13 protein-coding genes are annotated in these 24,646 nt (G+C 70.6%); 5 read left to right on the forward strand and 8 right to left on the reverse strand.

All coding sequences use genetic code 11. The features are described 5' to 3' along the window. The first annotated feature begins 137 nt into the window (after positions 1–137). The 5 genes from JQN83_RS12870 to JQN83_RS12890 all read left to right on the forward strand — a co-directional run bounded on the left by JQN83_RS12870 (position 138) and on the right by JQN83_RS12890 (position 7,681). Positions 138–1,472, forward strand: coding sequence for an MFS transporter (locus JQN83_RS12870; protein ID WP_208567345.1), 1,335 nt, complete (start codon positions 138–140; stop codon positions 1,470–1,472). Next, positions 1,469–3,286: an alpha/beta hydrolase family protein gene (locus tag JQN83_RS12875; protein WP_208567346.1), complete on the forward strand. Its 1,818-nt coding sequence runs from the start codon at positions 1,469–1,471 to the stop codon at positions 3,284–3,286. The genes JQN83_RS12870 and JQN83_RS12875 overlap by 4 nt, the downstream gene beginning before the upstream one ends. Before the next feature lie 253 nt (positions 3,287–3,539). Further along, complete coding sequence (locus JQN83_RS12880) at positions 3,540–5,474, forward strand: RiPP maturation radical SAM C-methyltransferase (protein WP_372444020.1); 1,935 nt, start codon at positions 3,540–3,542, stop codon at positions 5,472–5,474. Positions 5,475–5,485: 11 nt separating this feature from the next. Then, a complete protein-coding gene (locus tag JQN83_RS12885; protein ID WP_208567348.1) occupies positions 5,486–6,169 on the forward strand; it encodes a DUF5825 family protein in 684 nt (227 codons plus the stop codon). 480 nt (positions 6,170–6,649) lie between these two features. Beyond that, on the forward strand, positions 6,650–7,681 hold the full coding sequence (locus JQN83_RS12890; protein ID WP_208567349.1) for a glycoside hydrolase family 11 protein: 1,032 nt from the start codon (positions 6,650–6,652) through the stop codon (positions 7,679–7,681). Positions 7,682–7,765: 84 nt separating this feature from the next. On the opposite strand, the gene JQN83_RS12895 is transcribed toward JQN83_RS12890, so the two are convergent. The 8 genes from JQN83_RS12895 to JQN83_RS12930 all read right to left on the reverse strand — a co-directional run bounded on the left by JQN83_RS12895 (position 7,766) and on the right by JQN83_RS12930 (position 24,491). Next, positions 7,766–10,207: a ricin-type beta-trefoil lectin domain protein gene (locus JQN83_RS12895; RefSeq protein ID WP_208567350.1), complete on the reverse strand. Its 2,442-nt coding sequence runs from the start codon at positions 10,205–10,207 to the stop codon at positions 7,766–7,768. A gap of 327 nt (positions 10,208–10,534) precedes the next feature. Continuing rightward, entirely contained in the window at positions 10,535–11,755 is a 1,221-nt protein-coding gene (locus tag JQN83_RS12900) for an RCC1 domain-containing protein (protein WP_208567351.1), read from the reverse strand. A 176-nt stretch (positions 11,756–11,931) separates the two neighbouring features. After that, positions 11,932–13,302 (reverse strand): ricin-type beta-trefoil lectin domain protein, encoded by a 1,371-nt coding sequence (locus JQN83_RS12905; protein ID WP_208567352.1) that lies wholly within the window; start codon positions 13,300–13,302, stop codon positions 11,932–11,934. Between the two features lie 466 nt (positions 13,303–13,768). Beyond that, positions 13,769–16,462: an RICIN domain-containing protein gene (locus JQN83_RS12910; RefSeq protein WP_208567353.1), complete on the reverse strand. Its 2,694-nt coding sequence runs from the start codon at positions 16,460–16,462 to the stop codon at positions 13,769–13,771. 550 nt (positions 16,463–17,012) lie between these two features. Beyond that, positions 17,013–18,275, reverse strand: a complete 1,263-nt coding sequence (locus JQN83_RS12915; protein ID WP_208567354.1) for a DUF6357 family protein — start codon at positions 18,273–18,275, stop codon at positions 17,013–17,015. An 84-nt stretch (positions 18,276–18,359) separates the two neighbouring features. Beyond that, positions 18,360–19,013 carry a hypothetical protein gene (locus tag JQN83_RS12920; RefSeq protein WP_208567355.1) on the reverse strand — a complete coding sequence of 218 codons (654 nt, stop codon included), beginning with the start codon at positions 19,011–19,013 and terminating at the stop codon, positions 18,360–18,362. Positions 19,014–19,153: 140 nt separating this feature from the next. Then, positions 19,154–20,761 (reverse strand): glycoside hydrolase family 44 protein, encoded by a 1,608-nt coding sequence (locus JQN83_RS12925; protein ID WP_307799216.1) that lies wholly within the window; start codon positions 20,759–20,761, stop codon positions 19,154–19,156. A 283-nt stretch (positions 20,762–21,044) separates the two neighbouring features. After that, a complete protein-coding gene (locus JQN83_RS12930) occupies positions 21,045–24,491 on the reverse strand; it encodes a DEAD/DEAH box helicase (protein WP_244252375.1) in 3,447 nt (1,148 codons plus the stop codon). Between the last annotated feature and the right edge of the window lie 155 nt (positions 24,492–24,646).

Raw genomic sequence — 24,646 nt, forward strand, 5'->3', positions numbered from 1 at the left:
GCACACGGCATTGTTAACCTCATACGCACCCCACTCCACATTGGGGTAAAGGAATTCAGCCCCGGATCGCGCGAACTCGTACCGAAAAACCTCGCACCGATATTTGGGAAAATCATGAGCACAATGCGGCCAGGGCAATGACGGCTGCCCCCAGCCAGGAAACAAAACCCGCAAATAGCCCCCACCGGGGCCGTGATTTCCGCCTCTACTGGATCGCCGGCGCAATCGACCAACTCGGGTCGCAGGCGTCCGGGATCGTTCTTCCCCTGGTCACCCTGGCCGTGACCGGCTCACCGGCGGCGGCCGGACTGGTCGGCGCCCTCGCCCTCGCCGGGCGGCTCGTCGCCGCTCCGGTGGCGGGGGTGCTGGCCGACCGGCTGCCGCGTAAACGCATGATGGTCAGCTCGCTGCTGGTCGCCGCCGCCGCGATGTCGACGATCTTCTTCGTACTGGTGGCCGACGTGGCGACCCTCGGCCTGCTGGCCGCCGCAGCGTTCGTCGAGGGGATCGCGCAGAGCGGCTACGAGGCGGCCGGCTCCGGTGCCATCCGCCGCCTGCTGCCGGCCGACGACCAGAAGGCACTGTCGCGGTTGGAGGCCCGCAACCACGCCGCCCGGCTCACCGGCCCGTTGTTGGGCGGGGTGCTCTACCAGCTCGCCCGCTGGCTGCCGTTCCTGGCGGACGTGCTGTCCTACCTGCTCGCGGCAGCTCTCGTCGCCACCATCCGGACCGACCTGACACCCGAACGCGCCGAGCGCACCTCGTTCCGCACCGACCTGCGCGTCGGGCTGCGCTTCGTGTGGCGGCAGCCGTTCCTGCGGTTCGTCACGATCTGGGCGGCCGGCATCAACTTCACCTTCGGCGCCCTCGTCTACTACGCCATCCTGACCGCTGGTCGGCAGGGTGCCCCCGCGGCGTCGATCGGCCTGATCCTCACCATCGCCAGCGTCGGTGGCCTGAGCGGCGCGCTGGCCGCTCCGATGATCTTCAGCCGGGTCCGGCCGACGACCGTCATCGTGTTCGCCTCGTGGGCCATGGTCGGCCTCGTCGTCGCGATGTCCCAGGCCCGGCAGACCTGGAGCTACGGGCTGTTGTTCGGGTTGGTCTTCCTGCTCAGCCCGCTGCTCGGGGTCATCTTCCAGTCCCGGGTGATCGCGTTGACGCCCGACGAACTCCAGGGTCGGGTGGCGACCGTGATGGGCACCGTCGGCGAGGCGCTCCAGACGCCCGCGCCGCTGCTCGCCGGGGTGCTGGTGGCCTGGTACAGCCCGGGCACCGTCGCCCTGGTCTTCGCCGCCGCGCTGGCGCTGCTGGCCACGTACACCACCGTCAGCCTGCGCCAGCTCCGCGCCGGCGCCGGTGCGACGGCCGGCACCGACCCCGGCCCGACCGACGGCACCGGCCCGACCGACGGCACCGATCCCGGCCCGGCCGCCGGTGCCGCCCCCGACCCCGAGGAGGCCCGCCGATGAGTCGTGGTCACCGGCTGTTCTATCCGGCGCTGCCGGTCGTCGCCGAGCACGCGCCGCACCGGGCGGTCTACGTCGGTGACGCCGGGGGGCGCTGCGAGATCCTCACCTGGGACCGGCTCGCCGGCACCGCCCGGCAGGTGACCGACCGGGCGGCCGGCACGATCCGGGCGGCGCTCGACCCGACCGGGTCCACCATCTGGTGGTTCGACGACGATCTCGGCGGCGTCGGCACCTGGCGGACGTGCGACTTCGACCAGCCCGACCGGTCCGTCGCGGCGCTGCCGTCGGTGCCGCCGGCCCGCCACGCCGGCATCGCCATGGCCACCGACGGCACCACCGCGATCGGCCTGTCCGACGACGGCGGGATGACCCTGTTCCTGCGCACCGGCGACGGCCGGGTGAGCGAACGGACCCACGTCACCGGCTACGCCTACCTGGTCGATCTCGATCCGGCCGGGCGGCTCGCCGTGATCGGCGCCGATGCCGCCACCGACGCGGCGGTCACGGTGGTCACCACCGACGGCGTCCGGGTGGCCGGCATCGCCGGTTGCGCCGACGGGCGGGTGTGGGCCCTCGGTTTCGCCCCCGGCTCCGGCCCGGCCCGGCTGCTGCTGGTGATCGAGGACGAGGGCGGCTACCTCCCGGCGACCTGGACCGAAGAGGAAGGTCTGGTCCGGCACGACTGGTGCCGCTTCGACACCGAGGTCACCGCCGGTTGGTTCCCGGACGGGCGGCGGCTGCTCGTCCGGCAGGACCGGCACGCCCGCAGCCTGCTGCACGAGGTGGACCTCGCCGGGCGGACCCGGGCGGTCGTCGACACCCCCACCGGCAGCATCCTGGACGCCGCGGTGTGGCCCGACGGGGACGTCGCCTACGTGTGGACCGACTCGGTGACCCCGCCCCAGCTGCGTTCCGTGCGTGGGGTGCAGCTGCCGGAGCACCCCGGCGGTCAGCCCGACGTGGGCGGGCCGGACCCCGTCGCGACGCCGGTGGAGCACCGCCGCGAGGAGATCCGGGTGCCGGGCCCCGGTGGGCCGATCCCCGCGCTGGTCGCCCTGCCGGCCGACCGGCAGGGACCGAGACCGGCCGTCTTCCTGGTCCACGGCGGGCCGTTCCAGCACGCCCGCGACGCCTACGACCCGCTGGTCGAGATCCTGGTCAGCACCGGCTGCGCGGTGGTCCGGGTCAACTACCGGGGCTCCAGCGGGTACGGCGCGACCTGGCGCAACGACTTCTCCGCCGGGGTCGGCCTCACCCAGTTGGCGGACCTCGCCGCGGTCCGGGCCCACCTGGTCGCCGCGGGCGTCGTCGAGGACCGGCGCACCGCCCTGTGGGGAACGTCGTGGGGCGGCTACCTGACCCTGCTCGCGCTCGGCCGGCAACCGGAGCTGTGGCGGCTCGGGATCGCGATCAGCCCCGTCGCCGACTACGTCGCCGCGTTCGAGGCGGCCACCCCGGCGGTACGGGCGCTGGACGTGCTGCTGTTCGGCGGCACCCCCGACGAGGTGCCGCAGCGGTACGCCCGGTCCTCCCCGATCACCTACGTCGACCAGGTCCGGGCCCCGGTGCTGCTGGCCGTCTCCACGGGTGACGTGCGCTGCCCGCCGGCACCGGTGGAGCACTACGCGCGGCTGTTGGCCGAGCGCCGCATTCCCCACCAGGTGGTCCGGCGGCGGGCCGGTCACGAGGACTTCGACGCGCAGAGCCACCTGGCTCTGATGCAGACCGTGCTGCTGTTCATGCAGCGGCACTTCGACGGCGTGCGGGACGAAGGCACACCGGTGGCGCTCGCGATGGCGCGACCGGCGGGCTGACCCCGGCACGTGACCCGATCCCCTCGATAACGGAAAGGAGGTGAACGACATGCGCAAGAACGTTGTCGAGAACGACCCGATCAACGGCAACCGCGACCAGCTCCGGGCCTCGAACGTCACGGTCACGGTCACGGTCAAGGTCAGCTTCTAGCGGCCGTACGGGGTGGGGCCACCCGCCCGGGCAGGTGGCCCCACCCCGTATCCGTCATCCGGTCCGAACAGCTCACGAGAGAGGAGAGGTTACGTGCGGGTCATGCTGGTCAATATGCCATGGACTTCCATCGACGTCCCTTCGTTGGCGATTGGAATCCTCACCAACAGTGTCCGGCAGAAAATGCCGGATGCCGAAGTGGAGGCCGTCCACGCGAATCTCGACTTCGTCGACTGGGTGGTCGACCGGACCGAGTTCGGATTGAGCGACTACTACTACTATTCGCTGTTCACCTATTTCGCGGGCTGTGGTGACTGGGTCTTCTCCTCGGCCCTGTACGACGATCCCCAATGGCGGGTGCAGGAGTTCACCGACCGGGTCCGGACCCAGATGACCGAACGGGAACTCGCGCTCAACCTGGAGCTGCACCGGCTGGCCCCGGAATTCGTCGCGGAACTGGCCGACCGGATCGTCGCCCAGGCACCGGACGTCGTCGGCTTCACCTCCACGTTCCAGCAGAACGCCGCCGCCCTCGCCACCGCCCGGGCGATCAAGAAGCGGTCACCCGGCATCCGTACCGTCATGGGCGGCGCGAACTGCGACGGTGAGCAGGGTGCCGCGATCCACCGCAACTTCTCGTTCGTCGACTTCGTGGTCCGGGGTGAGGGCGAGACCGCGTTCCCCCGGCTGCTCGCCGCGCTCGACCCGGCCCGGTCGGCGGCCGTCGGGGCGGAGCCGGCGGGCGGGCTCGCCGACATCGAAGGGCTGTGCTGGGGCGGCCCGGACGGCCGGTCCGTGGCGAATCCGATGAGCACCACACCCCTGCCCCCGGCCGAGATCGTCGCCCCGGACTACGCGGGCTACTTCGAGCGGTTGGCCGCGTCCCGGGCGCAGCACTGGGTCGAGCCCCGGCTGGTCGTCGAGGGCGCCCGGGGCTGCTGGTGGGGCGAGAAGCACCACTGCACGTTCTGCGGCCTCAACGGATCGTTCATGCAGTTCCGCAGCAAGCACCCGGGCAGGTTCTACGACGAGATCATCGAGCTGGTCGAGCGGCACCAGGTCCTGGACATGTTCGTCGTGGACAACATCCTCGACATGAGCTACGTGACCTCGCTGCTACCCCGGCTCACCGAATCCGACTACGACCTGCGGTTGCAGTACGAGATCAAGTCGAACATGAAGGGCCCGCAGGTGCAGGCGCTGGCCGACGCCGGTCTGGTCAGCGTGCAGCCCGGCATCGAGAGCCTCAACAGCCGGGTGCTCAAGCTGATGGACAAGGGGGTCAGCGGCTGCCTCAACATCCGGATGCTGCGTGACGCCGAGACCAGCGGGATCACCATCGCCTGGAACTACCTGTACGGGTTCCCCGGCGAGACCGAGGACGACTACCTGCCGGTGATCGCGCAGATGCCGGCGCTGCACCACCTGTGCCCGGCCGACGGGAGCACCCGCATCGCCATCGAGCGGTTCAGCCCCTTCTTCGTCCGCCCCGAACTCGGCTTCACCGACCTGCGGCCGGCGGCCCAGTACCGGCTGATCTACGACCTGCCCGAGTCGGAGCTGATGGACCTGGCGTACCTGTTCGACGTACCGCCGCAGGGCATCGGCGGCGAGACGGCCGACCGGCTGGACCGGGCGGTCACCGAGTGGCAGCACGAGTACGCCCGCAGCCGGCTCACCCACCACGACCTCGGCGACGAGATCGTGCTGGTCAGCCGACGCAGGCACTTCGACTGGCACGTCCTGCGGCTGACCGACCCGGTGGAGGTGGCCGTGTTCCGGCAGCTCGACCAGCCGCACAGCGTCAGCGCGCTGGCCCGGCGGCTGTCGGTCGACGAGCCGGTCCTTACGGCGTTGCTGCGGCGCTGGCGCGGTCTCGGCCTGGTCTACGAGGACGCCGGGCAGTTCATCCAGATCGCCCCGCAGGCCATGAACCAGGATCTGCTGCGCATCGACCACCTGCACCTGGAACGTGAAGCCGCCGAGACCAGGGCCGCCGCCGAGGCGGGCGAGCCGGCCGCGCTCAGCGCGGTCTGAGGGGAGGGAACGTGTCCACCATCGACGCCGGTCTGCGGCCCATCCTGGTCGGTCTCGCCCGGGACCACGACCCGGCCGTCCTGTCCATCCCCGGCATGACCATCGGTCCGGCCGAGCTGCGTGAGCCGGCCGCCGACGCGGTCGCCCGCTGGCGTTCTGCGGGGGTCCGTCGGGTCGACCTTCCCGACGTGGTGGACCTGACGGTCACCGGGGACGACGCGACGGCCGTCGACACGGTCCGCCGGCTGGTGCTGGTCCGGGAGCTGACCAGCCACGGTATCGCCGTGGACTGGCGGCTGCGGCTGCCCGGTGTCGAGGCCGACGAGTGGCTCCCGTACAGCCACCTGCGGGCGCCGGTCGAACTGCTCCCCGCGCCGGGGGGCGAGGGCGACCCGGTCGCGCAGCTCGACGCCTGGGTGAAGGGTTTCTACTTCGACAAGTGCACCTACCGTCGGGGCCCGGGGTTCGTCCAGGTGCGGGACCGCCGCGCCGGTCGGTTGAACCTGCTGACCATCGACGATCCGGCCTACCTGGCGGTGCTCGACCAGTTGCTGGACGGTGCCGCCGTCACCGGGGTCGACCTCTCCATCGCCCGGGACTTCGGCGCGGAGGGCCTGGTCACCAAGATCGGCGAGCTGCTGGTGTGGCTGCCGCACCGGCTGCGCCGCTGGCCCCTGCCGTCGATGGTGATCTGACCGCCCGGCGCCGGCCGCGTCACCGACCGCCCGACCGCCCGCCCGCGACCCCGGGCCGGGTGGGCGGGCGGTCTCGCGTTCGCCCCGGCTGGCGGTTCCCGAAAGTTTCGGGTATACAGGGAAGGCGGCTCCGTTGAGGTCGAATTAATACCTCCCCCTCGCGGGCCCATCTCGGTGACAGCCGACGTCAACCCGTCGAAATCCGCCCCGCGTCCGGCCGCCGCTCGGGGCGATGTTTCGGGAAGATTTCCGAAACTTGTTGACAGGTGGAGCATCGACACCCTACCGTCGCCATCGACGGCACTCGATGCTGTCGACACCACCCACCGCGACCCGTCCCCCCGGTTCTGCTGGACGACCGGCCCACCACCGCGTGGTGACACCCACCGCATGGCCGGCTGCCGTACCTGGCCACGGACAGTCCACCGGGTCGTACCGCGTCGCTGGCGTCCGCCAGCTGTCACGAGGAGGAACACGTACATGAGCGACACCTCGACCCGACCGCGAAGGAGCGGTCGCCTGCGGCTGCTGCTCAGCGCCGCGTGCGCCGCGGCGCTCGCCGTCACCGGCACGTTCATCGCCTCGCCCAACGCGTACGCGGAGAACGACCGGACCCTCACCTCCAACCTCACCGGCACGCACAACGGCTACTTCTTCTCGTTCTGGAAGGACAGCGGCAACGCCAGCATGACGCTGCGCGCCGACGGCCGCTACAGCAGCAGCTGGGACCGCAGCACCAACAACTGGGTCGGCGGCAAGGGCTGGGCCACCGGCACCCGGCGGACGGTCAGCTACTCGGGCAGCTACAACCCGGGCAACAACAACACCTACCTGGCCCTGTACGGCTGGACCCGCAACCCGCTCATCGAGTACTACGTGGTGGAGAACTTCGGCAGCTACAACCCGAGCAGCGGCGCCACCCGGATGGGCACGGTGACCACCGACGGCGGCACCTACGACATCCTGCGCAGCCTGCGGGTCAACGCCCCGTCGATCGACGGCAACCAGACGTTCTACCAGTACTGGAGCGTCCGGCAGCAGAAGCGCAGCAGCGGCACCATCACCACCGCCAACCACTTCGACGCCTGGGCCCGCGCCGGCCTGAACCTCGGCACCAACCACAGCTACCAGATCATGGCGACCGAGGGTTACCAGAGCCAGGGCAGCTCCGACATCACCGTCCGCGAGGGTGGCGGCAGCAACCCGACCAGCGGGCCGACCGGCAACCCGACCACCCCGCCCGCCGGCGGCAACTGCACCGCGGTGCTCTCGGCCGCCGAGCAGTGGGGTGACCGGTTCAACCTCAACGTCGCGGTCAGCGGCACCAGCAACTGGGTGGTCAGTCTCGGGCTCAACGGCGGCCAGAGCATCCAGAACAGTTGGAACGCCTCGGTCAGCGGCACCACCGGCACCGTCACCGCCAGGCCGAACGGCAACGGCAACAACTTCGGCATCACCATCATGGCGAACGGCAACTGGACCTGGCCCACGGTCAGCTGTCGAACGGCCTGACCCCGACCAGTTCCTGAGCGCACGCGACGGCGGGCGGTCCCGGTGCCACCGGGACCGCCCGCTTGCTGCGTCAGGTGTCGCTGGTCAGCCGCGTATCCACTGTTGGTTGGTGCCGCCGTTGCAGGTCCAGAGCTGGACGGCGGAGCCGTTGGCGGTGGCCCCGCCGTTGATGTCCAGGCACAGCCCGGAGGCGACCCCGACGATGGTGCCGTCGGCGTTGAGCCGCCACTGCTGGTTGGTGCCACCGGTGCAGCTCCAGATCCGGGCCCGGGTCCCGGATGCGGCGCTCGGCACGTCGAGGCACTTGTTGCCGTAGACGGTGAGCTGGTTGGTGGAGCTGAGCGACCAGCGCTGGTTGGCGCCGCCGTTGCAGTCCCAGATCTGCACCACCGCGCCGTCGGTCTGGCTGGCCCCGTTGACGTCGAGGCACCGGTTCGAGCCCGCGCCCCGGATCTCACCGGTCGGGGTGCCCGGGGAGCCGACGGCGGTCACCGAGAGGTTGTCGAACTGGGCGGTGACGCCCTGGCCGGTGCCGTACCCGATCTGGCCGGCGACCCAGGTGGAGTCGGTGGCCGTGCCGACGGTGGTGCCGTCGATGGCGGCGGTCAGGGTGCTGCCGTTGAGCGTGAACGACAGGTTGTGCCACCGCCCGGTGCCCAGCGCCGAGGTGTTGCCGCTGGCCAGGGTGCGCCAGTTGCCGCTGGTGTTGTTGCTGCGGATCGACCAGGCCCCGCCGTCGGTGACCCGGAAGTAGTACCCGTTCATGTTCTGCGGGCCCTGGTGGTTGTAGGTGTTGCCGCGCCCGATGAGCTGCGCGTAGCCGGACTTCTCCAGCAGCACGTCGGAGGAGACCGTGTAGTTGCGCCAGGTCAGGTCGCCCAGCAGGGTGTACGGCTCGGCCTGCCCGGAGGTCCAGTAGATCGGGGCCTGCTCGGACATCTGCCGCACGCACTGCCCGGTGCGGCCGGCGGCACACCCGACGACCTCGAACGAGCCCTGCTGGTCCATCAGGTACCGCGCCTCGCGGCCGGTGGCGTACGAGTCGAAGGTGTCGGCGTACGGCAGCTGCAGGTTGCCCTGCGCCGGGCTGGTCGCGGTGCCCTTGCCCTGCCCGTTGGTGGTGGTGATGCTGTAGACGTAGCCGGGCTGGACGGTGAGCGAGAAGCGCCCGCCGTTCGGGGTGATGTCGCTGCCCCGGACGAAGTGGTCGGCGGTGTTGTTGGAGCGCACGTTCGTCGACCAGACCCGTACCGTGCCGGTGGACAGGCCGCCGGTGACGGTGAAGTCGAGGGTCTGCGCGCCACCGGCGTCCATCGTCTCGACGATGGTGCTGTAGTCGCTGTTGTTGGTGGACTTCAGCGAGACGTAGCTGCCGTTGTTGCGGTTGCCGCCGATGTACCCGCTCGACGCGTCGAGGTAGCGCCAGCCCGGTGCGGTGAACTGGGTGGTCTGCGCCATCACCCAGGCGTTCTTGCCGATCGAGTAGGCGCCGGACCAGGGCTGCTGGGCCACCGCCACGCCCGTGGTCGCCCACGGGATGTTGGGGGTGATGGCGGCGATGACCGGCCAGTTGATGTAGCCGGTCATCTTGCCGTCGAGGTAGCCCCGGTTGATGCCGCGGGCGAGCGCCTGCGCGCCCGCGTTGTAGTCGTCGGAGCCGTTCTCACTGGCCCACAGCGACTTGCCGGTGGAGACGGCGTTGTTGGAGCTGGGGCAGTTGGTCTGGGCGCTGCGGTAGCCGCAGACGTAGTGGCTGCCGAAGACCTGCACGGCGTTGCCGAAGGCCGGGTCGCGCAGCGAGTCGTCGGCCGCGCCCCAGCCGAAGTCGTCCGAGGCGACGATCTTGACGCTGCTGTAGCCACGGGCGTTGAGGGTGGAGCGCAGGTTCTTGTACCAGGTGGTGTTGTAGCCCTTCTCGTTCCACCCGCCCAGGTAGTTGATGGTCAGCCCGTGGGTGCCCGCGCAGTCCAGCCAGGCCACCAGGTAGTCGATCGAGTCGGTGGACCAGAAGTTGCCGTTGCCGATCCAGCCCGGCGCACCCCAGGCCAGGCCGACCAGGGCGATGTTGGGGTTACGGGTACGGGCCTGCTCCATCAGCCACCACTCGTAGCCCCGGTTGCAGTTGATGCTGCCCCGGGTGTGCTCGTGGCTGGGCTCGGCGCCGGAGGTGGAGTTGGTGTCGCCGCCGATCTCCACCTTCATCAGCTGCATCGCCGCGCCGTAGCCCGGCTTGAACAGGTAGTCCAGGATGTCGCTGCGCTGCGGCTCGGGGTAGTCGACCAGCAGCCGGCTGTTGCCACCGCCGCCGCTGACCGCGCCGATGCCGTCCAGCGTCCGTCCGCCGGACCCGCCGTTGATCGTGATGGCGGTCGCCGCCTGTGCGGGTGCGGCGAAGCCGGTCAGCACCGCCGCCGCCGTCACCACCACTCCCAGCACCGATGCGGTCAACCGACGCGGACGCCACGCGCTGCGCCCCGGTCTGCGGCGTGGCTCGCCGTCGTGTCGACGGCTGCGTGCACTGAACATGTGACTCGCCTCCCCAGCCGGTCTCCGACCTCGAAGCGGTACGGCACACGTCGAACTGTCGCACCCCGCGCAGCACGGAAATCGGCGAACATCAATGATAAGACGTCGTATGTTAGGCACCGCAGCGCTTACCGGTCAACGTCCTGTTCGGAGGGAAATAATCCATACTCACCCGCACCGCACCCACCTGGGAATCCCGAATAGATCAGATGTATGGACTCTGCTGTGACGGGCGGGAAAACGGGACACGCCGCCGACCCGGACGCCACCGGATCGGCGGCGGTACGGGTCGGCGGCGCGGCATCGGCGCTTCCGGTTCAGCCGGTCCTACAGGACCAGCTGCGCCGGGGTCGACCGGTGGGTGGTGGTGCCGTCACCCAACTGCCCGGACATGTTGTTGCCCCAGCACCACAGGCCACCGTCGGTGCGGACGCCGCAGCTGTGGTAGCTGACGCCCAGGTTCTGCGTCCAGGTGGTCGCGGTGCCGACCCGGACCGGGGCGGACCGGTGGGTGGTGGTGCCGTCACCCAACTGCCCGAACCCGTTGTTGCCCCAGCACCACAGGCCACCGTCGGTACGCAGCGCGCACGACGAGTCGACGCTCGCCACGACCCCGGTCCAGGTGGTGGCGGTGCCGACCTGGATCGGACTGGTCTGGACACCGGTGCCGCCACCCACCTGGCCGTACCCGTTCTCGCCCCAGCACCACAGCGTGCCACCGGACTGCACCGCGCAGGTGTGCGCGTGGCCGGCCGTCACGCCGGTCCACGTGCTCGCGGTGCCCACCTGCGCCGGGGTCGCCCGGTAACCCAGGATGCCGACACCGAGCTGCCCGTCCGTGCTGTCACCCCAGCACCACAGCGTGCCGCCGGTCTGCACGGCGCAGCTGTGCGCGTAGCCGGTGGTGACGCTGGCCCAGGTGGTCCCCGTACCCACCTGCACCGGGCTGGTGGCCTTGGAGGGCGAGGTGCCGACGCCCAGCTGCGCGTTGCGGTTCAGGCCCCAGCACCACAGGGTGCCGGTGGTCTGCACGGCACAGGTGTGGTTGGCGCCCGCGCTGACGCTGGCCCAGTTGGTGGCGGTGCCGACCTGCACCGGGGTGCTCCGGCTGGTGGTGGTGCCGTCACCGAGCTGCCCGCTGTAGTTGCCGCCCCAGCACCACAGCGTGCCGTCGGTGCGGATCGCGCAGTTGTGGCTGGTGCCCGCGTCGACCCGCGACCAGGTGGTGGCGGTGCCGACCTGCACCGGGCTGGTCCGGTTGGTGGTGGTCCCGTCACCGAGCTTGCCGCCGTAGTTGTCACCCCAGCACCAGAGCGTCCCGTCGGTACGGATCGCACAGGTGTGCAGGTCACCCGCGGTGACCTGGGCGACCGGCGCGGCGGCGAACGCCGCGTTCGTCGCGACCCCCCCGACGCCCGCGACGGCGGCACCCGCCGAGAATCCCACCGCGAGCGCGGCCACCCCGAGGGACACCGCCGCCGCGGTGACCGCGCTGCGGGCCGCTCGCCGCCATCGGGCCCACAGGCGGCTGTTCTGTCGTTGCTCCATGCTCTGTTCTCCCCAGAAAAACGTCGATTCGTGCACGATGAGGGCAGCGTCGCCCCGGCGGGCCTCCATCGGCCCACCGCGTACAGCAGTGACCCTATGCATTGAATGCAATCAATGCGAGTTCCCGCCGGGGTTACGCTCGGCCTACTGCCGCCCTCCGTCGACGTCCGCCGGGCTCAGCTCCGGCTCCACCGCTGGCCGGCGGCGCCGTTGCAGTCCCAGATCTGGGTACGCGTGCCGTTGGCCGTACCGTTGCCGACCACGTCCAGGCAGCGGCCCGAGCCGACGGCGGTGATCGTGCCGTCGGCGTTGAACCGCCAGCGCTGGTTGGCCTGGCCGTTGCAGTCCCAGATGATCACCGAGCTGCCGTTGGCGGTGGCCGCGCCGTTGACGTCCAGGCACTTGCCGCCGAAGACCCGCAGCTCCTGGGCGGCCGTCGCGGTCCAGCTCTGGTTGGTCTGCCCGTGGCAGTCCCAGATGATCGCCGCCGCGCCGTTGGTCTGCGTACCACCGTTGACGTCCAGGCAGCGCCCGGAGGACGAGTTGCGCACCGCGCCCGTGCCGGACGGCGGCGGGGTGGTCGGGTTGCCGGTCGGCGTCACCGTCGGGGTCGGCGTCGGGGTGGTGCTGTCGAACTGGGTGAAGAACCGCCACACCTCACCCTTGGTCCAGGTCCGGGCACCGCTGTCGCCGCCACCGTCGACCGGGCCGGGGGTGTGCCCGCCGTCGAACGCCGCCCACACCACCGGGTAGCCGGAGCGGCAGCCGGAGTAGGTGGTGGTGACGTGGGTCAGGCTGCCGGCGCGCGGCTCGGGCGGGCTCTGCGCCGTACACCCGTTGTTGCGCACGAAGGTGTCCCGCAGGGACCGGCCGGCCGAGACGTTGAGCACCGGGTCCCCGATGCCGTGGATGCCCATGTAGGCGATCGGCTGGCCGCCGCCGCTGCACCCGCTGAGCTGCCCGCCGGAGTAGACCGCGACGGCCCGGAAGACGTTCGCCCGGGAGCAGGCCAGCGAGTAGCTCATCCCGCCGCCGTAGCTGAAGCCCAGCGCGAACAGCTGCGTCGTGTCGACGCACAGGTCGTTCTCGATCAGCCGGACCATGTCGTCGACGAAGGTGACGTCCTGGCCGCCGGGGTTGGCCCAGCCGTTGCCGTTGCCCTGGGGGGCCACGAAGATGGTGCTGTTGTTCGCCTGCTGGCGCAGCCCGTAGTAGGACCAGGCGGCCCCGTCCGACCCGCCCCCGTCGACGTCGTTGGCGGTGCCGCCGTTCCAGTGGAAGCCGAAGATCAACCGGTACTGGTGGTTGCGGTCGTAGTTGTCGGGGATCCGGAGGATGAAGCTGCGGTTCTGGCCGCTGCTCTGGATCGACCGTTGGCCGCTGGTCAGGGTGGGGGCCTTGCCGCACCCGGCGGTCGCCGCCGCTGCCGAGACGTCGGCGGCGGCGGCCGTGGTGGTGAGGCCACCGGCGAGTGCCGTCGCGCCGACGGTCACGACGAGGGCCGCCGCCGCCGCTAGGGAACCAAGGATGGGTCTGCGCCTGGTCATGATGGGGCTCCTGCCACTCAGCCTGTACTGCTTCAGGTATGTAGTCGACGGCGATCCCGACGTGTCGCGCCCGACCGACCCCGCTGACCGCACCCGCCAAGGACGGAACACCGGAGGACACTCGATGCGCTCACCGCGCCGGCTGGCTCATCGCCGCGGCTGCCAGCCGCTGGTTCCGCTGCCCAGGCAGGACCGACTGGTCGTCGAACCGATCGGTGGCCACATCGCGCCCGCCCGGACGCCACCCGGTCGACCGCCGGTGCCGGAGCACCGGGCTCGACGTCGAATCGATTCGGCAAGACCCTAGGTCGGAAAGTGAAATATGTCAATGCTGTGTCGAGCGGGTTGCGACCCTGGAACGTCCACCCGACGGCGACGAACCGCAGGCCACACCCGCAGTCCCCCGCCGCCCGCGACGGGTCCGGTGCCCCCGGGGCCGGCGTCACCCGGCCCCGGGAACGCCCGGTCAGTTGCGCAGGCTCCACTGCTGGTTGGCGCCGCCGTTGCACGACCAGAGGATGATCTTCGTGCCGTTGGCGCTGGCCGCGCCGTTCGCGTCGAGGCACAACCCCGACTGGCCGTTGGTCAGGGTGCCGTTGGCGTTGAGGTTCCACTGCTGGTTGGCCCCGCCGTGGCAGTCCCAGATGATGACGGCGGTGCCGTTGGACGTGCCCGCACCGCTCGCGTCCAGGCACTTGTTGCCGTACACGGTCAGCTGCCTGCCGGCGGAGTAGGTCCACTGCTGGCCGACGCCACCCGCACAGTCCCACAACTGCACCTGCGTGCCGTTGGTGGTGCTGGCGTTGGGTACGTCCACGCAGCGGCCGGACTGGCCGCCCACCAGACGCCCACCCTGCTGGCCGCTGCCGGTGCCCTGCTGCCGGACCAGCGAGCTGGACTCGGCCGACCGGTTGCCCTGCGCGTCCACCACGAACAGCCGGTACTCACCCTGGTTGGCGGGCACCGCGATGGACGTGGCGGTGCCCGTCGCCCGGGTCATCGTCGGACCGGCGGTGAAGGTGGTCGTGCCGGCAGGGGCCAGCCAGACCGTCCTGGCGGCGTCACCGGTGCTGCGGATCGGGATCGACGCCGTCGAGCTGGTGACGAAGGTGCTGGCCGGCAGGACGTGGTTCGGCAGGGAGAGGTTGCCCGCCGGGACGATGTCGCGGTACGCGTCCTCCAGCCCCGAGGCGGCGGCGATGCCGTACGCCTGCGCCGGCCAGACATAGTCGGAGGAGACCAGGATGTCGCTGACCGTGCTGTTGGGCAGGTTCTTGTTGGACACCTTGTTGATCGGGCCGTAGATCTGGGTGATGCTCAGGTCGTGCTTGCGCCCGAAGTCGTCTGAGTTGATCATCCAGGTGATGTTCTTGTCCACGCTCAGCACGTTGTCGCGGAAGGTGATGTACGCCGAACCCTCGTCCGGGTGCAGGCCGTACTTGTGCCCGGACGGCACACCCTGGAGATAGTTGTTGGTGATCGTCGTCCCCGGCTGCGCGCCCAACGTGTAGATGGGTGCGGTGTCGCTGAGCCGCTGCACCGTGTCGATGATGTGGTTGTAGCTGATGGTGTTGTTCCGGGCCGTCGTGGTGGGCCGGTTCGGCGCGATCGAGCCCGATGACCCGTCGAAGTTCCACCAGCCCCAGCCGAGCGTGATGCCCGACCACGGCGACTTCTCGATCCGGTTGCGCTGGATCGTCAGGGTGTCCACGAAGTACGCCGAGATGGGGCTGTGCCCGTTGAACAGCACCGCGCTGTCGTACAGGTAGTTGTTCTTGATGTCGATGTTCTTCGGCAGCCCCTCGACCTGCGGCAGCCACTTCTCCCGGTTGGTCGACGTCCCGTCGCCGATGTAGACGTGCTGGGGATGTCCGACGGTGATCGCGGAACCCGCGATGTCGTTGGTGAAGTTCCCGGTCAACTGGGTGCCCTGCACGTCGTTGACCATGTTGACGCCGTCCGCGCCGCTGTGCTGGATGCGGTTACGGTTGAGCAGGATGCCGTCGGCGTTCTCCACCTGGATCATGCCCGGGGTGACGTCGACGTTGCGGTAGTAGTAGTCGTGGAAGTTCCGCTTCGCGTACGCCTGCGCGCCGAGGTTGCCCTGCTGCGCCTGCTTGTACGACGAGCCGGCCACGGAGAACAGGTTCCAGTCGGAGTGCTGCACGGTGAGCCCGGCGAACGTGAGGTTGCGGGCGTGGTTGCTCGTCGACGTGCCGGCGACCCGCAGCAGGGTGGTCACGTTGTTCGGCGCGAACACCGACGCGGTCGTCATGTTCTCGGCGCTGCTCTTGTAGTAGTAGAGGGTCCTGCTGCCCTTGTCGAAGAAGAACTCACCCGGCGCGTCCAGGAACTCGTAGGCGTTCATCAGCTTGTGGCTGCCGCCGGCCTGGGCGTTGCCGTTGAACGCGCCCTGGGCGATGGCGGCACCCGGCTGCTGGAACAGCGCCACCCGGTTCGCCCCGTCGGAGGTGACCTGGCGTACCCCGACGATGGCGGTGGTCCAGGTGGTCGCCGTCTCGATCTCGATGTCCTCGGCGTTGCGGGCGACGGCCGGGAAGTCGTTGAGGTTGTACTTCGCGCCGTCGCACTGCGAGCCCGACTCCCAGGCCCACGCCGCCTGCCCGGCCGTGATGTTGTACGTCCCGTAGCAGCCCGCCGAGCCGACCGTCTTCGACGCCATGAACGTCCGCTTGTCGTTGACGTAGAGCGCGCGCAGCTTGTTGGCCCGGTCCAGCGGGGCCTTCCAGATGTTCCCGCTGTGCTGGGTCCACCCGGTCACCGGCACACCGCCGTCGAGCACCGGGGTCTCGCCGGGGTAGGCGGAATAGCTGACCCGGTAGCCGTTGCTGCCGGAGTCGGCCGCGCCGAACTCGATGGTGCTGGTCACCGGATACCGGCCACCCCGCAGGTAGACCTGGATGTCGCCGGTCATGTTCGCGTTCACTGTCCGCACGACGTCCCGGGCGCGTTGCATCGTCCGGAACGGCGACTGCATCGTGCCGGGATTGGCATCGCTGCCGTCCGGCGCGACGTAGTAGGTCTCCTGGACTGCCGCCGACGCCGGCAGTTGATTCGCGATCACGGCCGGGAACGCGGCGGCGACGAGCAACACGCCGGCCAGCAGCGACCTTCGGGCGGTGGAGAGGGCTGGTTTCACGTACCGTTCCTTTCGCAGGCCACCGACAGACATGTCCGCTGGACAGTCGTCCTGGGGGTGCGACAGTGAACCCGCCATGCGAACATGGGCCGCCGCGCCGGGAGACGGGGTGCTCCGGGCGGGTTCGGCCGTTGGCGGGTTACTGGGAGACACCGTGACCGGCAGTGGCAAGGTGCACGTGTGAGCGACCAGCATCAACCGGCGACAGTCCCCCGCCACAGGGAACTCCCGCCGACCACCCGGCCGCTCTTGCCCGTGGTCACGGAATTCTGCCCTGAAGCGTATGCGTCCGACCCATAGGCCGCAACCATCAATTGTCAACCACCTATGCGTAATCGTGACCGCAATGATCAGCCGATAGACCGGGCGGCGGGTCGGCCCACCAGCGGTGGCCCACCTGGCAGCCGGGTCGCGCCCGCGTCAGGTCCGCCGGCCGGGCCAGGCGTCGCGGCCCTGTCGACGGGCGGTGGAGCACCCCACGCCGTCCGGTCCTGCGTGGTGTGGGCGTCGCCGACCAGCACGGTGTCGCGGGAGTGGACGTCCCCGGGAACTACCGGTCGTCGCGTCGACGACGCGCCCGCTCGAACTCGGCGACATCCGACGTCCACGGGCCGTGCTGGTCGAGTGCGGCGCAGCCGCCACGGACGAAGGCACCCACCAGGGTCCGGTACCCGCCGATCCCGTCGACCAGGCGGTACTCGACCCGGTACTGCGGCGCCGACCCCGCCTCCCCGGGCCGCACCGTCGTGATCCGGGCGATGGAGTCCGCATAGAAGAGCAGCTGGATCCCCTCGCCCCGCTCCTCGTCCTCGATGGTGAACACCTCATTGTCCCCGGCGGAGCGACCGGCGACGAAGTCCCAGAACGCGGCGGAGGCGGTGCGGGGGCCGCCCCGAAGCCACGTCTGCTCGCCACCCTTGTCGTCGGTGAACGACAGGGCGGTCTTCCGCGCGCTGTCGTCGCCCCCGGGGTGGTCGTCGGCAGCCTCGTCGTCGGCAGCCGGCGTGTTCCGGGAGCGGTCCGCAGCCTCCGAGCACATCAGGAAACTCACCGACCGCACCGCGTCATCGACGAGTTCGGGGTACGCCCGGCGTACGGCCGCGTCGACCGTCGCCGTCATCCGCTCCCAGTCGCGCTTGTCCGTCGCCCGGTTCCCCCGGCGCGGATCGAGGCCGATCCGCATCCCGGCGCACGCCTGCTCCGCCGTCGCGATCACGCCCATGACCTGGGGCAGCAGGGTGGGGTCGACGGCATCGGGCAGCCGCCGGGGCACCGTCGCGCCGTGCAGGTACTGGCCGGTGAACCGCAGGATCCCCGCGTCGAGAGGCCCGAGGACCACTGCCCGCTCGGCGCGACGTCGGGCCGCCTGATGCTCCTGGGCACGTCTCTCGTCCGGCTGCTCCGACGCCCCGCGCATCGCCGCGCAGACCTGACCGCGCTCCAGGAGGTCGATGTCGGCACCATGGGCGACGAGTCGGCTCCGGTCCCACCGGATACGCCGGAAGAGCGCGTCGACGTCCGTGGGCGCGGACAGCAGGACCGGGTCGAGCAGCGCGACGGCAGCCTCCTCGTCGAGCCCGCCCCCGATTCCGGCGGCGTCGCACAGCGGAAGGAGCGCACTCCACAGCAGCAGGTGTCTGGCCAGGTCCTCCCGGATCACCGCGAGATGGGCCTCGCCGATCGGGACCGTGAACATCCGAGGCTCGTGGTTGGCGTCGGCCCCGGCGGCGAGCGTCAGCTCCAGCGCACCGTTCGCACGGATCACCTGCGGAAGCCAGCCGCTGCCACGTCGCGTGAAAACGACCTCACGCACCGCTCGCACCCCCTCGGAACCGTACCGGCCGGACCCGACCGGGTGAGGTCCCCAGCGTCTGGCGACCCACCCGGCACCCGCTGCTCACGACCACCTGGCGCACTCGGCGTCGAGGCGTGGTTCGGTCCGCACCCAGACCTCGCCCCCGGCGGCCCCGGCCGGGGCGTCGACCCGTTCGAGACCGAGGAACCCGATCAACTGGAGCAGTTCGGCCCGCTCGGCCCGGTCGTCGTCGACACCGTGCGAATCGAAGAAGACGTGGTACTCGCCGCTCGGGTCGACGCAGCCCGAGTCCGCCCAGATCCGGGCGACCTCCACGATCGCCGCCGCTTCCGTCGTGAACGTGGCGGCGCGGGCCGCACCACGGGCCTCCGGTGACGCGTCGAGGTCGGCGCGGCCGGGGAACCACTGGCCGAAGCGGTCGAGGCCGCCGTACCCGTTCTCGAAGAACAGCATCGCGCCCGGCAGGTAGCGGTTGGCCCGGTCGGTCCGCAGGTGTTCCGACCGGGGCTGGTCCCCGCGCCTGATCCGGGAGATCACCCCCGCCCGGGGCATGAGCACCACGCGCTGCCCCGCCGCCTCGTCCTCGATGGTGTAGGTGTCGCAGTCCCGCCCCCGGAAGAACGCCGAGAACGCCAGGTACGCCTCCTGCGGGTCACCCACCGAGACGTGTTCGACACTGCCGTCCCCGGCGGTGAAGACGAACTGCTTCGGTCCGGGCTCGTAAGGGCGGGCCATGCACGTCCTCGGTTAGCGGATGACAGCTCCACCGGGCGGTGGACCAGGGCAGACATGCCTACGGCCTTGATCATAGGCATGCCTGGCCGGGTGGTCCTGTGCTGGCGGTCAGCCGCCGGCCCGCGCAGGGCGGTGGGCGCTCAGTGCCGGCGCTGCGGCACGACGAGCAGCGTCACGGAGTTCGCCGGGTACGTCGCGCTGACGCCGCCCCGGGTCACCCGCAGATCCGCACCCCGGACGATCGAGGTGAGGTCGGCCGGGCCGTAGGTGAACCGCTGCGCCCGGTCCCCGCCGCGCAGGCCGGGGAGCGCCAACCGGGACGTCAGGTCACCGCCCGTCTTGTTGACCACCATCACGGTCAGTGCCCGGTCGGACGAGCGTTGCGCGGCATAGACCGCGAGCTGCCCCTGGTCGCTGCTGACCGCCGAGACACTCACGTCGCCGAACCTGCTGCCGACGCCGTCGTAGTTCCGGTACATCCGGAAGGCGTACGCGCCGGGGTCCGTCGGTTTCGGCTCGCCCCAGATCGTGGCCAGGTCCAGCCCCTCACGGCCGAAGATGCCGAGGACGTCGGCCTGGGCGAGCGCGCCGTTGATGTCGTCCAGCGCACCCCAGTTGTATTCGGTGATGGCGACCTTCGTACCCGGGTAGTGCTGGGCGACCCACGCCTTCATCTGCCGGATGAACTGCAACGGCGGCGCGTTGACCCCGCCCGGCCCGATCCACGACTCGTCGACGTACGTCGGGTCCCACAGCGACCGGGTGGACCGCAGCCGCAGCGCGTTGGCATCCGGGTCCTTACCGCCGCTGATCTGCGGGTAGTAGTGCTGGTCGAAGTAGTCGAGGAAGCGCTTCCCGCCGTGGGCGTCGCTGAAGTCCTTCATGTTCTTCAGGTACCACTGGGAGAGGTTGAGCCCGCCGTGCGCCGCCGCGTCCGCACCCGGCGCGCAGCCGTCCACACCGGACGCCACCCACTCGCAGTATCCCCAGCCGGACGGGCCGAGCACCGCCGCATGCGGGTCGGCGGCCTTGATGGCAGCGGCGGTCGCGGTGCCCTTGCCACCCAACTCGTCGTAGCTCACCGGCTCGGGATGCACGTCACGGTGGGTGGAATTCCACAGGACCGGCTCGTTGTCGAGTTCGTAGATCTTCACGCCCCCGCGTGCCGCCGGGCCGAACTGGTTCACGAGATGGGACACCATCTCCCCGGCGAACGACGCGCCGGCCGGGATGGAGGTGTCGGTGGGAACCGCGCCGGTCAGGTTCGCGTCGGCACGCCGACCGTTGCCGCAGTTGGGATCCCACTGGTCGAACGAGTCCTGCTCCGGGAAGCGGGTGGCGGGGAAGCCGCAGGCGAACGGGTGCGACGAGGGCGAGTCCTTCGCCACCCAGCCGATCAACGGCACGGCGACCACCTGTTTCGTCCCGTGGTCCCGGTTGCGCTGGACGAACGCCTCGACCGTGTTGTCGGGCCCGGCGACGATGTTCTCGAAGTACCAGTCGCTACCCGTGTTGTAGGTGTGGTTCTTGAAGTTGTAGCGGCTGCTCGCGTTACCGCCCCAGCGGGCCACCGGCGTGTCGAGCTCGGCGACGAGGGCGGGGTCTCCGCCGTTCATGCCGTAGATGTCGGGGCTGATCCGGTGCCGGGCGGCGGACACGTCCACGGTCAGGGTGAGATCGGCGGCGGCGGCCGCCGGGCCGACGCCCGCCTGGGTGGCCAACAACCCCACCACGAGAGAGCCGGCCACCCCGATCACCGTGGCCGGTCGTGGCCTGCGCCGTCGTCGCACACCCATCAGAGTCTCCTGCCGCCGATCGGCCCAGAGTGGCCGAACCGTCACCCACATTACGTGTCGTCCAGATCAAGTCAATCGATTCATTCAATTGACATGCGACGATCTTAATTGCTGCCGCCATCGCCATGCGGACGGCAATCAGGGAGGCGGAAAAGGCCGACGGCTACCGTGCCCGGCTCCGTCCCCGGGCACCGGGCACCGGCATTTCGGCCGTCCGGGTGCCGGCTGTGGGCAGCTAGGGCCGAACCGGGTCCTGGCGCGGCAGCTCGGCTGACAGGACCTTGAAGTAGCGCAACGGCGACCATGCCTGCCGGTCGCCGATGACATAGAGCCGGCGCTTGGCCCGGCTCACCGCGACGTTGAGCAGGTTGGGCCTGCTCGACGCCCACCGGCGGGCACCCACCCGGTCCGGCGCACCGCCGAGCACCAACACGACGATGTCGGCCTGCTTGCCCTGTGCCGTGTGGACGGTGCCGGCGACCAGACCGGGATACCGCCGGGTCCGCCGGCCGACCTCGCGGGCGACGTCCCGGAACGGCCCGATCACCATGACCTCGGACATGTCGAAGTCCAGCTCGGCGAGGGTGGCGAGGATACGGTCGAGCTGCCGGCCCTGGTCGGGAATCCAGTGGCCCTGCGCGCCGGTGCCCGCGACGTCGATCCACTTCGACGGGGGCAGCGTCGGGTAGACGAGCTGGAAGCGGTCCGCTGCCCCGGTGCCGGTGCCATCGATCATCAGACCGCCGTAGGCGACCTGGTTGACGATGTCGAACATCGGCTGGTCGCAGCGCCGGTGCACGGTCAGCGGCACACCAACCCAGGTCGGCTCGTCGTCACCGTCCAGCCAGGTGCCCAACGGCGTGAGCCGGTCGGCGAGGCGCTGGACGGAGGTACGGCTGGTCAGCCACTGCTCGTCCACCGCCTGCTCGGTCCGGATCGCCTGTTCGGTGCGGAACGGCAGGGTGGTGATCGGCTCCAGTTGCAACGGGTCGCCGACGACCACCGCACGCCTGGTGCGCCAGAGCGCCCCGACCGCGTTCTGTGGTGTCGCCTGCCCGGCCTCGTCGATGAGCAGCCAACCGAGCGCTTCCCTGCCGAGGTGACCGAACACCCGGGCGTACGAGGCGAAGGTGGTGGACACCACCGGCACCACGAAGAAGAGGCTCTGCCAGGCCGCCAGCGCCGCATCGGGGGCCAGATCGGTGGGGGCGTCGCCGCCTACGAGATCCATCGCGGCCTGCAGGTTGCGTCGCAGCCGGGTGGCGTTGTGTCGCAGGAACGCCTTGTGCAGCGCCAGGGCCGCCAGGAACAGGTCGCTACGCGCCTCGTTCCACTCCCGGTCGGTCCAGAGCGCCGCCAACTCCCGGCGCTGGCGGTCGGCGTGCCATTCGGGGTCGGGGAAGTGCCGGCCGAGCACGCTCGCAGCCCGCCTCAGCCGCGCCTGGAGGGTGGAGAGGTCGGCCTCGGCCGCCCGGATCGCGTCCTCGGCCGCGCCGTGGGCCTGGACGGCCGTGGAGAGTTCCTGTTCCGCCGACGCCACCGTCCGCCTGGCCGCGGTCAGCGGCGCGTGGTCGACCCGCGGCTTGGGTATGCCCGCCGCCAGCATGCGTCGGATCTCGTCCGCCTGCCGCCGGGCGGTGTCCACCGCCCGCTGTACCACGTCGATCTCCACCTGCACGGCAGCCCGCTCCGCCCGGGCCGCGTCCAACGCGACCTGGGCCTGCCGGACCCCGGCCAGGAGCTGACCGTCGTGGTACGACCAGCGCCGTCGTGCCTCGCCGAGGGTACGCAACCACTCCCACGGGCCGGGCTGCGCCCGTTGGTGCGCCGCCTGCGCGGTCAACCACCGGCTCAGCTCCGCCTCACTCGACCACAGGGCCCGCTCGGCGGTGGCCCTGCGGCCGGTGCTCAGGTGCTCGACCTGCCGCTCGGCCGTCGCGAGGGTCTGGTCGGCAGCCGCCGCGCGACGGCGGGCGTCCCGTTCGGCCTCGGCCTGGAGGGCCGACGCGATCCGGTCGGCCTCGGCCACCCGCTCGCGCTCGGTGTCCAACGCCACCACGTGGCGACGCCGTGCCGACTCGACCGAACCCGCCGCCACCTTCACGGCGTGCCGCAGCTCGGCAAGGTGGAGCTCGGGATGATCCCGGCGCTCGACGTCGCGGTACACCTCGGCCCGCTTCGTACGCACCGCCTCGACCCGTGCCTGCGCGGCCCGGAACCGCGACACCGCAGTCGACCACGGGACCTCCGGGCCCGTCTGCTCGTACCCTTTCAGCACCGACAGCAGGCCGGACCAGATGTGGCCCTCGCCGGCTCCCTCCCGGGGCTCGTCCGGGGTGTGGTACCAGAACGTGTTGACGAACCGGCTCCGGTTGGCCTTGTTCCCCAGCCGCGCCGCGACCAGGGCCCATGCCCGCTCGCCGACCTGCGGTTGCTCGGCATCCGGCTGACCGGCCAACAGTGCCGTGGCGATGTCGGGAAAGTAGTCGGCCGCCGCCGCCCGTTCCCGCCACGAGTCATCGATCGCGTCAGCGGCGGGAATCTCGTCGGTGACGTTCTGCACGGCACCGTTGTTGGCCGAGGCGACAACCATCTCGAAGCCCGTGAGGTCGGGCTGCCACACGTCGACGACCCGCGTACGTTGTCCTGTGCTCCAGCGGAGCTGCCGTCCGGTGAACGCCCGGGCCGGATCGGTCAGCGCGGCCAGCCGCCGGGCCCGCTCGACGACGAGCGCCGCGACGAGGTCGCGCAGCATCGTGGTCTTACCGGTGCCCGGCGGGCCGTTGACGCCGAGAATCCCGGCGGTCATGCCCAGCGCGGTGCAGACGGCCACCTGCTGGTTGAGCGCGAGCGCGTGCTCGGGATGGCTGGGCCACCGCCCCGCCGGCACCACCCCTGGTGCCGTCGCCGCCAACACGGCGTCGACACGGTCGCACACGTCGACCCGGCCGGCGGTGGCAAGATCGGCCTCGGGCCGCAGATAGTCGCGCAGTGCGACGCCGACCTCACCCTTGGCGACCTTTTCCGCGACCCGCTCCAGGTCGTACATGATGAAGCTGTTGAGAAACGCGTGGCCCGCGGCGCTGTCCGGGTTGCGACGGGCCACGAGCTGGCTCTTGATCCGGATGTCGGTACAGGGTAGGGCTGCGCCGATCCCGGCCACCCCCAGGGCCAGATGCAGGCAGTCGGCGAGCAGGCCGTGGTCCACCACCCGCGGAGCCATCTGCGGCGCACAGTTCTCCGTACCGTCGCTGGTCACGGTCACCAACTCCTGGAGCGACTCGTGGAGACCCTCGGTGGCGGACTCGAACCGCGCGAGCCAGTCGCCTCTGGCACGCCTGTCCCGCACCAACCGGCCGGTCGCCCAGGCGCAACTCGACAGCACCAGCGAGTCGAGCAACACGTGCCCCTGCTCGTCGACCGTCAGAGCGACGACGGCGCTCTCCCCCGCCGGCCTTTCGTCGTAGCTGTCCGGGTCCGGTTCGAATATCCGGGACAGCACCCCGAACAGTTCGTCGAGACGGTGGATGCCCAGATACACGACGTGTCGCCACGTCTGGTTCGGACGCAGCTTCCACCGCGAGAGCTCGTGACCCGCCTCCCACGGCAACGGCTGTCCCGGCTGGACCGCGAAGACCAACCGGTCCCGGCTGACCCGCTCGACGCTCTGCGGACTGAACATCTCCACGGTTCGCCAGAACCTGACAACCTCTGCCTGTGCGGCCTGCGCGCTCCGTCGCAACACCACTCCGATCGTCGATCAGATCGTGCCCGGGCGGAGGATCGTATCGTTCGCAGAACGCCGACGGGCACCCGATGAGGCTCCCGTACGGGGGC

The sequence above is a fragment of the Micromonospora antibiotica genome, assembly GCF_017599305.1.
GTDB classification, from domain to species: domain Bacteria; phylum Actinomycetota; class Actinomycetes; order Mycobacteriales; family Micromonosporaceae; genus Micromonospora; species Micromonospora antibiotica.

Bases quoted from the DNA above. Each gene is read 5' to 3' on its own strand.
- JQN83_RS12870 (WP_208567345.1), top strand. From the start codon at position 138: ATGACGGCTGCCCCCAGCCAGGAAACAAAACCCGCAAATAGCCCCCAC.
- JQN83_RS12875 (WP_208567346.1), top strand. From the start codon at position 1,469: ATGAGTCGTGGTCACCGGCTGTTCTATCCGGCGCTGCCGGTCGTCGCC.
- JQN83_RS12880 (WP_372444020.1), top strand. From the start codon at position 3,540: ATGCTGGTCAATATGCCATGGACTTCCATCGACGTCCCTTCGTTGGCG.
- JQN83_RS12890 (WP_208567349.1), top strand. From the start codon at position 6,650: ATGAGCGACACCTCGACCCGACCGCGAAGGAGCGGTCGCCTGCGGCTG.
- JQN83_RS12895 (WP_208567350.1), bottom strand. From the start codon at position 10,207: ATGTTCAGTGCACGCAGCCGTCGACACGACGGCGAGCCACGCCGCAGA.
- JQN83_RS12900 (WP_208567351.1), bottom strand. From the start codon at position 11,755: ATGGAGCAACGACAGAACAGCCGCCTGTGGGCCCGATGGCGGCGAGCG.
- JQN83_RS12905 (WP_208567352.1), bottom strand. From the start codon at position 13,302: ATGACCAGGCGCAGACCCATCCTTGGTTCCCTAGCGGCGGCGGCGGCC.
- JQN83_RS12920 (WP_208567355.1), bottom strand. From the start codon at position 19,013: ATGGCCCGCCCTTACGAGCCCGGACCGAAGCAGTTCGTCTTCACCGCC.
- JQN83_RS12930 (WP_244252375.1), bottom strand. From the start codon at position 24,491: ATGTTCAGTCCGCAGAGCGTCGAGCGGGTCAGCCGGGACCGGTTGGTC.